Annotated in this window: 13 protein-coding genes; 8 read left to right on the top strand and 5 right to left on the bottom strand. The window is 71.3% G+C overall.

Annotated elements, in window-relative coordinates; all coding sequences use genetic code 11:
* Positions 1-435 precede the first annotated feature (435 nt).
* The 3 genes from AB0I49_RS28035 (at position 436) to AB0I49_RS28025 (ending at position 3,492) form a co-directional block, all read left to right on the top strand.
* On the top strand, positions 436-978 hold the full coding sequence (locus AB0I49_RS28035; RefSeq protein ID WP_363229889.1) for a UTRA domain-containing protein: 543 nt from the start codon (positions 436-438) through the stop codon (positions 976-978).
* A complete protein-coding gene (locus tag AB0I49_RS28030; protein ID WP_363229888.1) occupies positions 975-1,754 on the top strand; it encodes a GntR family transcriptional regulator in 780 nt (259 codons plus the stop codon). The genes AB0I49_RS28035 and AB0I49_RS28030 overlap by 4 nt, the downstream gene beginning before the upstream one ends.
* Positions 1,755-2,100: 346 nt before the next feature.
* The gene (locus AB0I49_RS28025) at positions 2,101-3,492 is read left to right on the top strand and encodes a sporulation protein (RefSeq protein ID WP_363229887.1); all 1,392 of its coding nucleotides are present in this window, start codon (positions 2,101-2,103) and stop codon (positions 3,490-3,492) included.
* A gap of 231 nt (positions 3,493-3,723) precedes the next feature.
* Here AB0I49_RS28025 and AB0I49_RS28020 read toward each other — a convergent pair whose 3' ends face one another.
* Positions 3,724-4,899, bottom strand: a complete 1,176-nt coding sequence (locus AB0I49_RS28020; protein ID WP_363229894.1) for a S53 family peptidase — start codon at positions 4,897-4,899, stop codon at positions 3,724-3,726.
* A gap of 352 nt (positions 4,900-5,251) precedes the next feature.
* Here AB0I49_RS28020 and AB0I49_RS28015 point away from each other — a divergent pair, with 352 nt between their 5' ends.
* The 3 genes from AB0I49_RS28015 to AB0I49_RS28005 all read left to right on the top strand — a co-directional run bounded on the left by AB0I49_RS28015 (position 5,252) and on the right by AB0I49_RS28005 (position 8,723).
* Positions 5,252-6,112, top strand: a complete 861-nt coding sequence (locus tag AB0I49_RS28015; protein ID WP_363229885.1) for a helix-turn-helix domain-containing protein — start codon at positions 5,252-5,254, stop codon at positions 6,110-6,112.
* Positions 6,113-6,264: 152 nt separating this feature from the next.
* The gene (locus tag AB0I49_RS28010; RefSeq protein ID WP_363229884.1) at positions 6,265-8,364 is read left to right on the top strand and encodes an FUSC family protein; all 2,100 of its coding nucleotides are present in this window, start codon (positions 6,265-6,267) and stop codon (positions 8,362-8,364) included.
* Between the two features lie 38 nt (positions 8,365-8,402).
* On the top strand, positions 8,403-8,723 hold the full coding sequence (locus AB0I49_RS28005) for a DUF4288 domain-containing protein (protein ID WP_363229883.1): 321 nt from the start codon (positions 8,403-8,405) through the stop codon (positions 8,721-8,723).
* Here the strand turns inward: AB0I49_RS28005 and AB0I49_RS28000 are convergent.
* Positions 8,681-9,343: a TetR/AcrR family transcriptional regulator gene (locus tag AB0I49_RS28000; RefSeq protein WP_363229882.1), complete on the bottom strand. Its 663-nt coding sequence runs from the start codon at positions 9,341-9,343 to the stop codon at positions 8,681-8,683. The genes AB0I49_RS28005 and AB0I49_RS28000 overlap by 43 nt on opposite strands.
* A gap of 105 nt (positions 9,344-9,448) precedes the next feature.
* Here AB0I49_RS28000 and AB0I49_RS27995 point away from each other — a divergent pair, with 105 nt between their 5' ends.
* A complete protein-coding gene (locus AB0I49_RS27995; RefSeq protein ID WP_363229881.1) occupies positions 9,449-10,000 on the top strand; it encodes a PH domain-containing protein in 552 nt (183 codons plus the stop codon).
* The gene (locus tag AB0I49_RS27990) at positions 9,997-11,520 is read left to right on the top strand and encodes a PH domain-containing protein (protein WP_363229880.1); all 1,524 of its coding nucleotides are present in this window, start codon (positions 9,997-9,999) and stop codon (positions 11,518-11,520) included. Before AB0I49_RS27995 ends, AB0I49_RS27990 begins: the two co-directional genes overlap by 4 nt.
* 37 nt (positions 11,521-11,557) lie before the next feature.
* On the opposite strand, the gene AB0I49_RS27985 is transcribed toward AB0I49_RS27990, so the two are convergent.
* From AB0I49_RS27985 to AB0I49_RS27975, 3 genes are read right to left on the bottom strand one after another with little or no spacing between them, the layout of a single operon-like run.
* A complete protein-coding gene (locus tag AB0I49_RS27985) occupies positions 11,558-12,301 on the bottom strand; it encodes a succinate dehydrogenase/fumarate reductase iron-sulfur subunit (RefSeq protein WP_363229879.1) in 744 nt (247 codons plus the stop codon).
* Positions 12,298-14,310, bottom strand: a complete 2,013-nt coding sequence (locus AB0I49_RS27980) for a fumarate reductase/succinate dehydrogenase flavoprotein subunit (protein ID WP_363229878.1) — start codon at positions 14,308-14,310, stop codon at positions 12,298-12,300. The genes AB0I49_RS27985 and AB0I49_RS27980 overlap by 4 nt, the downstream gene beginning before the upstream one ends.
* Before the next feature lies 1 nt (position 14,311).
* The gene (locus tag AB0I49_RS27975) at positions 14,312-14,977 is read right to left on the bottom strand and encodes a succinate dehydrogenase cytochrome b subunit (RefSeq protein ID WP_363229893.1); all 666 of its coding nucleotides are present in this window, start codon (positions 14,975-14,977) and stop codon (positions 14,312-14,314) included.
* Positions 14,978-14,998 lie beyond the last annotated feature (21 nt).

Genomic DNA, 14,998 nt, shown 5'->3' with positions numbered 1-14,998 from the left:
ATCGTTGATTTCCTGGCATGCTATTGTCCCCTTCGCCTTTCGGACCCAGGTAAGCCATCGGACCCAAGAACTTCCCTCCAGTTCCTCCCGGTTGGACCGGGGATACAACAGAGCGCCTCATGGCGCACGAGCGTTGGTGGCGAGTTCGGAAACGCAGAGCCGCACGTCGTCTCGCCGGTCGGCGATGCCCCACTCCGTGAGCGTTGCTATGGCGAAGTCGCGGGCGGCACCCACAGAGACGCGTGAGCGAGGGAAACGTCGTTGCCGTGACAGGGGCACGGTGAACCACCGCCTTGATCCTGGGCTGTGTGAGCATGAGCAACGTATCGCTATTCGCGAAAAGCGGCAAGGTAAGATAGGGGTGGTCACCTTGAGTGAGTCGCTTATCGTGTAAAGCAGCAAGGTCGAAGCCGCCCAGCCCCGCAGGAGGACGCCGTGAGCGACAGCACGTGGGTCAGCACCTCGATGCCGTACCTGACACCGCGGCGGGAGGGGCAGTCCGATGCCTGGGGTGCGGAGGCCGCCGCCCGAGGGGGCAGAGGCGGTCAGCGCATCACGCACGCCGGCGAAGTGCCGGCATCGGAGGAAGTGGCCGACCTCCTCGGCGTGGCTGTCGGAGACGCGGCGGTCGTGCGCCGCCGCGTCATCCAACTCGACGGAGAACCCTGCGAGCTGACTGACACCCACTACCCGACGAGCATCGCTCGCGGTACGCGGCTCGCGGGGAAAGGGAAGATCCCCGGCGGGGCCGTAACCCACCTCGCCGAGCTCGGGCACGTCGGCGTACGAGTCCGGGAAGACGTCACCGCGCGCATGCCCACCGCCGACGAGCATGAAGCCCTCCGCCTGGGCCGGGACGAGCCGGTTCTCCGGCTGAGCAGGGTCACGCTGGACGGGGACGACCGGCCGATCCAGGCCGACTTGATGGTGATGCCGGCCCACCGGCAACGGCTGCGCTACGAGATCAGGATCGGATGACCATGCCTACCGACACAGGTTTCCCCGACCGGCGCTCGCTGCACGAGCGGATCGCTTCCGATCTCCGGGACGAGATCATGTGCGGCGACCTGCCTCCCGGAGTCAAGCTGCCCTCCACGGTCCAGCTCAAGGCGAGGTTCGACGCCTCCAACGCCACCATCCAGAAGGCGCTGCAACTGCTGAAGGACGAGCGACTCGTCATCGGGCGTGCCGGAGCGGCCGTCACCGTACGCGAACACCGGCAACGGACCATGCGTCCCGCCTCCTACATGGCTCCGGCGGGTGCGGGGGCGGCCTACCGCTGGCTCACCGAGGCCACGAAACACGGTGCGAGGGCGGCGCGCAGCACTCTGCTGGACGTGACGGAAACCCAGCCTCCCGCCGATGTCGCGGACGCCCTGAACCTCGTCGACGGCGAGACGGCTCTGCTGCGGCACCAGCTCCTCTCCATCGATGACGAGCCGGTAGTACTGGTCTCGTCCTACTACCCGTTGTCCCTGGCCCGGGGAACGGCCATCACGGAGAAGCGCCGCATCAAGGGCGGCACGCCCGTACTCCTCGCCGAACTCGGCTTCCCGCCGCGTCTGAGCGTGGACCGTGTCTCCGCGCGCATTCCCACCCAGGAGCAGTACCGCGCCCTCAAGCTTCCCGGCGGGCTGCCCGTGCTGCGCGCGCTGCGCGTCGTCTACAGCGACGACGAGCGGCCCATCGAAGCCACGGTCATGGTGATGGCCGGCCACCTCCACGAGTTGCAGTACGAGTTCACGGCGGAGTGACTGCCCGTATCGGTCACCGGTTCCGTGCATATCTGGTTCACCCCTGAATGTGGTGCCCTGGCGACGGTAGTGCCGGAAGGAGATCCATCCAGTTCCGCCAGCGGCCTGGATTCTCATCATGGCCGCTCAGATGCAGAGCTGGGAGGGTCCACAAGGGGGCTCACAACTCGCAGACGTGGTTCTCCACGAGCTGGCGAGGCAATATCCTCGGTGCCCCAACATGCGGAACACTTAGGACTATTCGTCACCACTGAGCGCGAACCTTGTACTCCACCTAGTACGGATGCTCGTGCTCGACCTTCAATTCGAGTCGTTTGTGGTCCGGTCACCGGCAAGGGAGAAGGTCGTGGCATTGACCACTCGCCGCACCCGTCCGCCCAACACTGATCTGGTCCGGCTTGTCGAAGCCTGCGGCGCGAGCCATAAGTCCCTGGCGCTGCGCATCAACCAATTGGCCCACCGAGCCGGGATGGAGACCGACTACTCACACACATCCGTGGCGAACTGGTGCAGGCGTGGGATGACGCCAAAATGGCCGGTCCCCAAGCTGTTGTCGCAAGCCATCGGAGAGAGGCTCGGCCGGTCCGTCGACTTGAGCGAGATCGGCATGGGCGAGGCGGAGGCGATCGACGCAGATGTGGGGTTGGATTTCCCGCGAGAACCCGTCGACGCTGTCCGTATCGCCACTTCGTTCTGGAGCTCCGTGAACCGCCGCGACTTTCTGGCCGGATCCGGCTTCGCCGCCTCGGCTTTCACCACGCCCGTCACCAGATGGCTCGTTGCCCCCGCCGACGAGGCCGCCGACCACAAGGGCGGCCAGCGGGTCGGCCGTGCCGACCTCGACGAACTGCGCGAGGCGGCCGACGGCGCTCGCCGCTGGGACTCCAAATACGGCGGCGGGAACTGGCAGGCCAACTCTGTCAACGACTGTCTCGACCGCCGCGCGGGCCCGCTGCTCAAGGGCAGTTTCTCCAGCCGGATTGGCCGCGAGCTATTTTCCGTCACTGCGGAGTTGTCCCGACTCGCCGGGTGGACGGCCTTCGACGTGGGCGCGCACAGTGCCGCCCAGCGGCACTTCGTCCAAGGCCTCCGCCTCGCGCGTGCGGGAGGGGATGTGCAGTTGGGCTGCTATGTGCTGACCACCATGGCCATGCAGACGTTGATGCGGGGCTTCGTGCCCGAGGCCGTGGACATAGCCCAAGGCGCCTTTGAGCGGTCCAAGGGCCAGACCGTGCCACGGGTGTTGGCGTTCGCCAAGCTGATCGAGGCCCGCGCGCATGCCCGCGGGAACGATTCCAGGGCAGCTTCACAGGCCCTGAAGCATTCCGAGGACCTGCTGGGTCAGGCACAGGACGACAGCGGCGACGAACCTGCCTGGATCGACTTCTACCATCATGCCCGCCTCTCGGCGGACGCCGCCGAAGTCTTCCGGGACCTGAAGAATCCCAAGGCCGCCCTCGGCTGGAATCAGCGGGCCGCCGCGATGCGGCCGGGCGTGTTCACCCGCTCCGTCGGGATGCGGCTCGCCATCGCCGGATCCGCTCACCTCCAGGCCCGCGACCTCGACCACGGGCTGGAACTCGGCAACCGGTCCGTGGACATTCTCGCCCGCGTCCAGTCCTCCCGGGCCAAGGACTATGTCCGCGAATTCAACACCGCGCTGGCTCCCTGGCGCAGGGAGCCGGCCGTCCGTGAGTTCGTCCACCGCACCCGCACCGAACTGGGAATCGCTGTCTGAGCGCGATGTGCCGCAATCCTTCCTCAAGGGGGAACCCGGGATGCTTCCCCCGCTGTCTACGGCCTGACCCTCGACATCCGATGTCAGACCTGTGCCGGGAGTAAGGCCGGCCGTTGGGCTGTCCTCGACGGCATGCGGTTCGGTTCGCGACGTGCACACGGATACGTGCTGACTTGCGGACGGGCCCGGACCGATCGGCATCGGTCCGGGCCCGTGACGGTGCTCAGGCGGTCACTTCTTGAAGGCCGCCGTGCCGTTCGGGGTGCCGAGGCCGGTGGGGCCGTCGTAGCCCTTGCCTGCCTTGCACAGGTAGTCGGGGGTGCAGGAGCCGTTGGAGCCGGTGGTCACGTCGTTGAGGGACTTGGCGTGCGCGTAGGCGTACGAGGCCGGGGTGTCGCCCGAGCCCGGGGCGCCCGCGAGGGCGTAGACCGAGGCGATGATCGGGGCGGAGGCGCTGGTGCCGCCGAAGACGTTCCAGCCGCTGGCCTGGTAGGTGTTGTAGACGGCGACGCCGGTGGCCGGGTCGGCGACCGCGGAGACGTCGGAGACGGAGCGCTTGGCGCAGCCGTCGTCCTTCTGCCACGACGGCTTCTTGCCGTACTTCGAGCAGCCGGAGCCCGCGCCCTGGCCGCCGAAGGAGGAGCCCCACGCGGACTCGGACCAGCCGCGCGAGCCGCCGCCGCTGTGCTTGAGCGAGGTGCCGCCGACGGCGGTCACGTACTGCGAGGACGCCGGGTACTCGACGCCGTAGCCGCTGTCGCCGGAGCTGACGGTGATGGCGACGCCCGGGTGCTTGAAGTACTTGGCGTCGGAGGCCGGGTCGGTGGAGTCCTCGCCGCCGCCGTAGCTGTTGGAGACGTACTTGGCGCCCATCTTGACCGCCTGGTTCACGGCCGCGCCCAGGTCGTCCATGCTCGCGCTCTTGGCCTCGACCAGCAGGATGTGGCAGGAGGGGCAGGTCGCGCTGACCATGTCGACGTCGAGGGATATCTCGCCGGCCCAGCCGGCGTCGGGCGTCGGGTAGTTCTTGCCGCCGTTCTGGTCGACCTTCTTGAAGCAGCCGTTGGCGGTGGTGCAGGCGGGCAGCCCGTACTGCTTGCGGTACGCGGCCAGGTCGGACTCGGCCTTGGGGTCGTCCTGGGCGTCGATGATCGCCACCGTCGCGTTCGAACCGCCCGACTTGGGCAGGTTGTACGCGCTGCGCAGATCGCTCGGCCCGAAGCCGGACGGAGCGGCGTTGGCGCCGAGCGCCCGGTGCTGCTTCACGTCGGTGCGCTCCACGGCGTTGCACGCCATGTCGCCGGGGTGTTTGGGCTCCGAGCAGAGCCGGTGCGTGTGCACGGCGGCGGGGGTCGCGTCCTGCGCCGCGCCCGCGGGCGCGGCGGACGACGGGGTGGCGGCGACCATGCCGCCGGTGACCAGGGCCGCTGCCGACAGCAGTGCCGGTGCGCCGCGGCGCACCAGTGCTCTCACGCGGTTCTCTCGCTTCTCTCGCTTCTCTTGCAATGAACTGCCCTCCGGGGGGTGGGGGGTGTCCGGTGGGCGGCCCTGGCGTGGAATCTCCAAAATGTCAAGTGCATGACAAGATGAATTTCCTCTGCCGCCCTCGGATCCTTGGTTGGCGCACGTTCACTGGGGGTGCCACCCCGTTCAGTGGTGGCTCCCGTTGAAAATAGTGAAAACCTGCCCCAAGGGGCTACCGGACTATGGCAAAGCCTTTCCCTCCCGAGGCAACGTTCGGCATATACCTTGTCCTGTCATGGAGTTGGACGAGGGATCGGTCGGCGACCTGGTCGCGCTCGGCCTGGCGCGGTACGAGGCGAGGGTCTATCTCGCCCTGGTCGCGCGCGAGTCGTACACCGCGGCGGAGGTCGCCCGCGCGGCGGACGTGCCGCGCCAGCGGGTCTACGACGTGCTGGACGCGCTGGTCCGGCGGCGGCTCGCCAGTACGAGCCCGGGGCGGGTGGCCACGTTCTCCGCCGTCACGCCCGAGCTGGCGCTGACCCGGCTGATGGCGGTTCAGCGCGAGTCCCTGGAACGGCTGGAGCGGGTGTCGGAGGGGCTGGCCGCGGCGCTCCAGCCGATCTGGTCGGACGGGCGCACGCGCACCGACCCGCTCGACTACATCGACGTGCTCCGCGACCCGAAGGCCATCGCCGAACGGTTCGCCGGCATCCAGCGCCAGGCTCGCCGCGAACTCCTCAGCTTCTGCCGCCCGCCGCTGCTGGCCTCCGCCGAGGACGCCGAGGGCATCAAGAACGCCGAGGGCATCAAGGCGGTCCGGCGGCTGCGCCGGGCGGGCGGCACCGTGCGCGCCGTCTACACCACCGGCGCGCTCGCCGACGCCGCGGTGCTCGCGAACGTACGGAGCTTCGCCGCGGCCGGGGAGGAGGCACGGTTCGCCGCCGAGCTGCCGCTGAAGCTGATCATCGCCGACGGCTCCCTGGTGCTCTGCGACATGCCCGACCCGGTGGCGGGCGCCGCCTCCTCCACCACGCTCTACATCGAGCACCCGGCGCTGGGCGGCTGCCTGCGCCTGGCGTTCCAGACGGTCTGGGAGTCGGCGGCGACGGCGGACGAGGCGGGGGTGCTGCCGGACGCCGGTCCGGCGCCCGGGTGAGTCGGATGAGGCGGACGAGAGTGATGTGTGCGGCCCCAGCGGTCCCAGACGGCCCCAGCGGCCCCAGCGGTCCCTGTGGGCGGGACGTGCGTGACCCGTGATGTGGACGTGATGATTCCGTTTGACCTGGGCCGGACCCGTATTCTCGGATCATGACCTGGTCCAGCGCACTGAAGGAGACGGCCCGCAGCGGGCTCACGATCGAACGGACCAGGCTGGAGCCGCTCGTCGCCATTCGCGGCGCGTGCGGCGTCGCGATCGTCATCGGCGGCGCCCTGTGGCTCGCCTCGCCGACGCTCGCCGTCTCCTCCGCCTTCGGCGCGTTCTCGGCCGGCATCGCCACCTTCCAGCGCAGCTGGCGGCCGCGCCCCGTGCTCGCCCTCGCGGTCGCGGCCGGGCTCGCGATCAGCACGTTCCTCGGCTATCTGGTCGCGGCGCACCCCGTGGGGTTCGCGGTGCTGCTCGCCGTCTGGACGCTGCTGGCCGGCATGGCGTGGGCCGTCGGCCCGGTCTCCGGGCTGGTCGCCTCGCAGATGGTCGCGGTCATGCTGGTCACCGTCACGCTGCCGACCTCGATTCTCGGCGCGCTCCAGCACGCGGGCGTGATCGCCTGCGGCGGCCTGGTCCAGGCGGCGCTCATCGTGCTGTTCCCGATAAGACCCTGGGGCATCCAGCGCGACGCGCTCGCCGACGCGCTGGCGGCCGAGGCCGACTACGCACGCCGGCTCCGCCATGACCCGGTCGCCCCCTTCGACCCGCAGCCGCTGATGGACGCCCGCAGCGCCGCCGCTGTGACGCCTCGTCAGGCCAAGCGGCGGCCCCAGCAGTTGAGCGGCTACCGGGGGCTGGCCGAGCGCGTCCGGCCGGTGCTCGCCTCGCTCGCCGACCCCGTGGTGGGCGCGCCCGCCGAGGGGCCCGAACGCGACCGGGCCCGCGACCTGCTGGGCGCCGCCGGGACCGTACTGGACGCGGTCGCGCACGCGATCCGGTGGGGCAAGCCGCTGCGGCTGCCGGCCGAGGCGATGGCGGTCCTGGAGGTGCCCGAGTCCGGGCCGGTGCTGCACGGCGCGGCCCGCCGCAGCGCGCTGCGGCTCATCGCCCTCCTCGGCGACGTCGTGGACTCCACCGACGGCCCGGTCGAGGTCGCCGCCCCCGCGGTCGGCGAAGGGGGGCGGCGCCATCTGCGGCGGACCACGATGACCGGGTTCGTACCGGTCGCGCTGCGGGCGCTGCGCCGCGAGGCCCGCTGGACCTCGCCCGTCGCCCGGCACGCCGTACGGGTCTCGGCCGTCGCCTCCGTCGGCTACGTCGTGGGCCACAACCTGCCGCTGGGGCACGGCTACTGGGCGCCGATGGCCTCCGTCATGGTGATGCGCCCCGACTTCGCGCAGACCTACTCGCGAGGCGTCGCGCGCTTCATGGGCACCCTCGTGGGCGTGCTGATCGGCGGCGCGGTGATGGCGCTCGTCCACCCCGGAATGTACGTGTGCGCGGTGTTCGCCGTGCTCAGCGTGACCCTCCAGTACCTGCTGCTGCGCACCGGCTACATCGTCCTGTCGGCGTGCATCAGCGCCTACGTCGTCTTCCTGCTCGGCATCGCGGGCACCGAGTGGTCCCAGACCGTCCTCTCCCGCGTGGCGCTGACCCTGCTCGGCGGCGTGCTCGCGCTGATCGCGTACGCGCTCTTCCCCGCCTGGGAGACGCCCCGGCTGCGCGACCGGCTCGCCGAATGGCTGGAGGCGAGCGGCCGCTACAGCGTCGCCGTGCTCAGCCTCTTCGCGCAGCCCGCCGCCCGCCCGCCGCGCCGCGTGCGGGAGTCGCTGCTCGACACCCGCGCGGCCCGCGCCGCCTGGGAGCAGATCGCGGCCCGCGCCGAGAAGGAGCCCGTACGGCACCGGGGGCTCTCGCGCTCCGCCGAGCGCTCGGCGGAGACCGCGCTGACCACCATGGGCCGGGTGACGATGCTCATGGAGGCGCATCTGCCGGACAAGGACGCCGAACCGAACGACGACGCCGCGCAGTTCGTCGAGGCGTTGCGCGCAGCGCTGCCGGACGCCGTCGCGGCCGTCCGGGAGCGCCGGGAACTGGACTGGTCGCAGCCGCGCGAGGTGCTCGCCAAGTGGCGGGCGCGGGTGGGCGACGAGGGCGTCGCGGTGCGCGGTTCCGAGCTGCTGATGGACGCGCTGGATGAACTGGCGCGCGCCTTGACCCGCGGCCCGGGCGGCCGCAATCGCGCGGCGCGGCGAACGTGAGGGGCGCTCCCTCGCCGCGCCCGTGAGACCCTCACGCCATGTACGTGGCGATCATTTTGATGGAGTCGGCCGCCGTCGTCCCCGGCCGCCGGCCGCTGTACCGGGAGGACGTGGCGCTCATCCACGCCCCGGACGAGGCGACGGCGCGGCTCCGCGCCGAGGAGCGCGGCCGCGGCGCCGAGGCGGCCTTCCTCAACGAACGCGGCGAGATGATCTGCTGGCGGCTGCGGGCCGTCGTCGACGTCGCCGCGGTGCTGGACGAGGACCTCAGCCACGACGCCGACCTCTACGCCCGGCACTTCCGTGACCTCGACGCCTACGAGCGCTTCGAACCGCTGCTGCGCGGCGAGGAGTTGTAACCGTTGCTGCGCGGCGAGGAGTTGTAGGAGAAGAGCCCCGCCAGGTGCCGGTCGATCAGCCGCAGCGCCTCGGCGGGGGCGTACACGTCCAGCAGGGCGAAGCTCGTGAGGCCGTCGGCCAGCCCGATCAGCAGCATGGCCTCGTCCTGCGGGTCGCGCTCGGGGGAGACCTCGCCGCGCTCCACGGCGTGCCGCACCTGGGCGGCGAAGAAGTCCCGTAGCGCCGGGACGCCCTCCTGGGCGTGGCGGCGCATCCGCTCGTCGTGCACGGCGCGCGCGAAGTAGGCGACCTGTACGAGGTTCCCGGCGCGGCTCTCGTCGTCCAGGGGCAGCATCTCCAGCAGGCAGTGGCGCAGGATGTCGCGCGGCGCGGGGGCGCCGGGCAGCGCCTGGACGCGTTCGCGGATGCGCTGTTCGCCGAGGCCGCTGATGTACTCCAGCGCGAAGACGAACATCTCGTCCTTGCTGGTGAAGTAGTGCTGGAGCCGGCCGAGCGAGATGCCGGCCTCGGCGGCGACGTCGCGCAGGCTCGCGCCGTCGAGCCCGCGCGTGGCGGCGATCCGCCACAGCGCCTCGGAGATCTGCCGCCGCCGTTCGTCGTGGTCCACCCGCTTGGGCACGCGTCTGCCGTCCTCTCACCGCTCCGTCGTTTTGCAAGTCATTCGTATTGCTATAGCTTGTCGGCAACACAATACGAGCGACTTGGAAAGGTTACGGGGACGACGATGGCAGCGCAGACACCACCACACCGCCGGACACCGCCACACCGCCCACAGGCCGTGCTCCGGCCGCCGCGCCACCGCGTCGACCCGCGCGCCCGCCGCTGGTGGACCCTCCAGGCCCTGCTCACCTTCAGCGGTCCGGCGCTGCTCACGGCCGCCGCCCTGCTCGCCTCCGCGCTGCTCTTCTTCCCCGGCGCGCTGCCCTGGCTCGGCCCGCTCCTGCTCGTCGCCCTCGTCGCACCGGCCCTCGGCTACCTGTGGGTCATGCCGCGGTGGCGCTACCGCGTGCACGCCTGGGAGGTGGGGGAGCTGGCGGTGTACGCGGCCGCCGGCTGGTACCGGCGCAAGCGGCGCATCGCCCCGCTCTCGCGCGTGCAGACCGTCGACACCGTACGCGGCCCCCTCCAGCAGCTGTTCGGGCTCGCCACCGTCACCGTCACCACCGCCTCCACGGCGGGCGACGTGACGATAGCCGGGCTGCGGGCCGCCGACGCCGAAGCGCTCGCGGACCGCGTCGGCGCCGCCGCCCAGCTCGTACCGGGAGATGCCGCGTGACCGCCGCCGCCCGGCCGGCGCCCGGAGACGCCCGAACGACCGCCGGCCGCGCCCCCTGGCGCACCCTCGACCCCCGCACCCTCGCCGTGCACTGCTCCTGGCTCGGCGCGCCGCTGGGCTCCCTCGCCCTCACCGCGCTGGCCACCGGAGGCCGTCTCGACACCCGCGCCTGGATCACGCTCGGCGCCATCGCGGCCGTCTTCGCGTGCGTCACCGCGGCCGGGCTCGTCACCTGCCTCCGTACCCGATACCGCGTCACCGCCGACTCCTTCGAGCTGCGCACCGGCCTGTTCACCCGGCGCTCCCGCACTGTCCCCCTGCACCGCGTCCGCAACGTCGACCTCACGGCCAACCCCGTGCAGCGGCTCTTCGGCGTGACCGTGCTGCGCGCCGGAACGGCCGGCTCCGACGGCGGCGAACTGCGCCTGGAGGCGCTCTCCCGCCCCGCCGCCGAGCGGCTGCGCGCCGAACTCCTGGCCCGCGCCGGTACGGACCGCCGCACCGAACCCGTCCTGGCCTCCTTCGACCCGCGCCGGCTGCGCTTCGCGCCGCTGACCTTCTGGGTCTTCGGCGGGGTCTTCGCCGTGGCCGGCGCCGCCTACCGGGTCCTGCACGAAATGGGCCTCGAACCCTGGCAATTCGGCTTCGTGCGCCGTGCCTTCGAGGACTTCGGCAACAGCGCCCTATGGCTCACCATCCCGCTCGCCCTGCTCGCGATCGCGGCCGTGGGCAGCGTCGGCGCCGTCGTGCTCTACGTCGAGAACTGGTGGAACTACCGCCTGGAATGGACCGACTCCGCCACCCTCGGCGTCCGCCGCGGCCTGCTGACCACCCGCGCCGTCTCCATCGAACGCGCCCGCCTGCGCGGCGTCGTACTCCGCGAGCCGCTGCTCCTGCGCGCGGGCGGCGGCGCGACCGTACGAGCCGTGGCCGGCGGCCTCGGCGACCGCGACGAGAACCGCAGACGCAGCGTGGTCCTCCCGCCCGCGACGCGCGCGGAAGCGGTACGGGTCCGCGGCGGCATGCTCGCCCCCGACGCGCCGCCGGAGGCAGCCGAACTGACCCCGCACCCCCGCCCGGCCCTGCGCCGCCGCACGGTCCGGGGCATGATCGGCGTGGTCCTGCCCGTAACCCTCTCCCTGGCCGTGCTGGGCGCCCTGCTCACGCCCGTACTCCTGTACTGCGCGGCGGGCTTCGCGCTGGTGGCCGTCCCGGTCGTACGGGCCCTGGCCCACGACGCCTATCGCGCGCTCGGGCACGCGATCACCGGCCGCTGGCTGCTCATCCGCTCCGGCACGTTCAGCCGCGACACCGTCACCCTCGACCGGAACGCCGTCCTGGCCTGGACCTTCACCGACACCCCCTTTTCCCGCCGCGCCGGCCTCGTCACGGCGACGGCCGCCGTGGCGGCCGGCGAGGACGGCTACCGCGTCCGCGACATGTCCGCCGTGGAGGCGGCGGACTTCGCGGACGCGGCTACGCCGGGGGTGATCGGGGAGTTCCTGTACCCGGCCCCGTAAGGGGAGCGGGGAGCCCCCTAAAACCGCTGGCCGACCGTCAACGCCCCCGCATCGTCGCCCGCAGATACTCCCGGTTCATCGCCGCGATGGACGGCAGTGGAATCCCCTTGGGGCAGGCGGTGGCGCACTCACCGGTATTGGTGCAGCCGCCGAACCCCTCCGCGTCCATCGCCTCCACCATGTCCAGAACCCGCGCCTCGCGCTCCGGCGCGCCCTGCGGCAGGACGTTCAGATGGTTGACCTTCGCCGAAGTGAACAGCATCGCCGACCCGTTGGGGCACGCCGCCACACAGGCCCCGCACCCGATGCACTCGGCATGCTCGAAGGCGAAATCGGCGTCGGCCTTCGGTACGGGCGTGGCGTGCGCCTCCGGGGCGGCGCCCGTCGGCACGGAGACGTAGCCGCCGGCCTGGATGACCCGGTCGAAGGCGGACCGGTCCACGACCAGGTCCCGTACGACGGGGAACGCGGCGGCGCGCCACGGTTCGACGTCGATGGTGTCGCCGTCGCGGAAGGCCCGCATGTGAAGCTGGCAGGTCGTGGTCCGCTCCGGGCCGTGCGCCTCGCCGTTGATGACGAGGCTGCACGCGCCGCAGATGCCCTCGCGGCAGTCGTGGTCGAAGGCCACGGGGTCCTCGCCTTTGAGGATCAGCTCCTCGTTGAGCGTGTCGAGCATCTCCAGGAACGACATGTCGGCGGAGATCCCGTCGACCTCGTAGACGGCCATGGCGCCCGCGGCCTCGGGGTCGTGCTGGCGCCAGACGCGCAGGGTGAGCTTCATGCGTAGCTCCGCTGGGTGGGGTGTACGTACTCGAAGACGAGGTCTTCCTTGTGCAGGACGGGCGGCGTGCCGGTACCGCGGAACTCCCAGGCCGCCGCGTACGAGAACTCCTCGTCCTGCCGCGCGGCCTCGCCGTCCGGGGTCTGGGACTCCTCGCGGAAGTGGCCGCCGCAGGATTCGGCGCGGTGCAGCGCGTCCAGGCACATCAGCTCGGCGAGTTCGAAGTAGTCGACGATCCGGTTGGCCTTCTCCAGCGACTGGTTGAACTCCTCGCCGGTGCCGGGCACCTTGATGCGCCGCCAGAACTCGTCGCGCAGCCGCGGGATCAGTTCGAGCGCCTTGCGCAGGCCCGCTTCCGTACGGGCCATGCCGCAGAACTCCCACATGATCTCGCCGAGTTCGCGGTGGAAGGAGTCGGGGGTGCGGTCGCCGTCCACGGCCAGCAGCAGGTTGAGCCGGTCCTCGGTGTCGGCGACGGCCTCCTGCACGGCGGGGTGCTCGGCGTCCACGCCGTCCTCGTCCGCGCGGTGCGGATTGCGGGCGAGGTAGTCGTTGATGGTGGACGGCAGCACGAAGTAGCCGTCGGCCAGGCCCTGCATCAAGGCCGAGGCGCCGAGCCGGTTCGCGCCGTGGTCGGAGAAGTTGGCCTCGCCGATCGCGAAGAGGCCCGGCACGGTGGTCTGGAGGTCGTAGTCGACCCAGAGCCCGCCCATCGTGTAGTGCACGGCGGGGTAGATCCGCATCGGGACCTCGTACGGGTCCTCGGCGGTGATCCGCTCGTACATGTCGAAGAGGTTGCCGTACTTCTCCTCGACGGCGGCCCGGCCCATCCGCGCGATGGCGTCCGCGAAGTCGAGGTAGACGCCCTGCCCGCCGGGGCCGACGCCGCGCCCCTCGTCGCAGACGTTCTTGGCGGCGCGGGAGGCGATGTCGCGCGGCACGAGGTTGCCGAAGGCGGGGTAGATCCGCTCCAGGTAGTAGTCGCGCTCGTCCTCGGGGATCTGCGCGGCCGGGCGGGTGTCGCCCTTGGCCTTGGGCACCCAGATGCGGCCGTCGTTGCGCAGCGACTCGCTCATCAGCGTCAGCTTGGACTGGTGGTCGCCGGTGCGCGGGATGCAGGTGGGGTGGATCTGGGTGAAGCAGGGGTTGGCGAAGTACGCGCCGCGCCGGTGGGCCCGCCAGACGGCGGTGGCGTTGGAGTTCATGGCGTTGGTCGACAGGTAGAAGACGTTGCCGTAGCCGCCGGAGGCGAGCACCACGGCGTCCGCGAAATAGGTGTCGATACGGCCTGTGACCAGGTCGCGGGCGACGATGCCGCGCGCCCGCCCGGCCACCACGATCAGGTCCAGCATCTCGGTGCGCGGGTGCAGTTCCACGGTGCCCGCGCCGATCTGGCGGCTGAGCGCCTGGTACGCGCCGAGCAGCAGCTGCTGTCCGGTCTGGCCGCGCGCGTAGAACGTCCGCGAGACCTGGACGCCGCCGAAGGAGCGGGTGTCGAGCAGCCCGCCGTACTCGCGGGCGAACGGCACGCCCTGCGCCACGCACTGGTCGATGATCTCGACCGAGACCTGGGCGAGGCGGTGGACGTTGGACTCGCGGGCCCGGAAGTCGCCGCCCTTGACGGTGTCGTAGAAGAGGCGGTGGATGGAGTCGCCGTCGTTGCGGTAGTTCTTGGCGGCGTTGATGCCGCCCTGGGCGGCGATGGAGTGGGCGCGGCGCGGCGAGTCCTGGTAGCAGAACTGCACGACGTGGTAGCCCTGTTCGGCCAGGGTCGCCCCGGCCGCGCCGCCCGCGAGCCCGGTGCCCACCACGATGACGGTGTGCTTGCGGCGGTTGGCGGGGTTGACGAGCTTGGCCTCGAAGCGGCGGCGGTCCCAGCGGTCGGCGATCGGCCCGTCGGGCGCCGCGCTGTCGGCTACGGGCGCGCCGAGTGCGTACTCGGCGTAGGGCGCGAAGCCGGTGGTATCGCTCTGGTCCGTGTGTTCTTTGTTTCCGTTGCTGTCGGTCATGTCAGCTCACGGCTCCCGTCATGACGGCCACGGGCACGGCGATGAACCCGCAGGTGAGGAGTGTGGCCAGGCCGTTGGCCAGAGCCTTGAACAGCCGGTCGCGGCGGGCGCTGCCCGCGCCGAGCGTCTGGGCGGCGCTCCAGAAGCCGTGCCGGATGTGCAGCCCGAGGGCGAGCATCGCCACGATGTAGACGGCGCCGCTGTACCAGGTGCGGAAGGACGCCACGACGTTCTCGTACGGGTGGCCGGCCTCGGCGCGCGGGTTGACGGTCAGCGTCGTGAGGTCGAGCAGGTGCCAGACGATGAACAGGCCGAGGATGACGCCGCCCCAGCGCATCGTGCGGGTCGCGTAGCTGGCGCGCCGCCGCTTGCGCTCGTACTTCGCGGGGCGGGCCGCGATGTCGCGGCGGCTGAGCTGGTACGCGGCCACGGCGTGCAGCACGACGGACGCCGCCAGGCCGATGCGGGCGATCCACAGGAACCACTCGTAGTGCAGGACGGGCTCGCCGATGGTGCGCAGCCAGTGCGCGTACCCGTTGAAGTCGCCGGAGCCGAAGAAGATCTTGAGGTTGCCCAGCATGTGGGCGACCAGGAACGCCAGCATGACCAGGCCCGTGACGGCCATGACGGCCTTCTTGCCGATGGTCGAGCGCCATATGGAGCGGATGAGGGACGCCTTCCGGGGCCC

It is taken from the genome of Streptomyces sp. NPDC050617, from assembly GCF_040654795.1.
Taxonomy (GTDB): domain Bacteria; phylum Actinomycetota; class Actinomycetes; order Streptomycetales; family Streptomycetaceae; genus Streptomyces.
The sequence above is the reverse complement of the archived record's forward strand: the minus strand, read 5'-3'. Positions and strand labels throughout refer to the sequence as shown.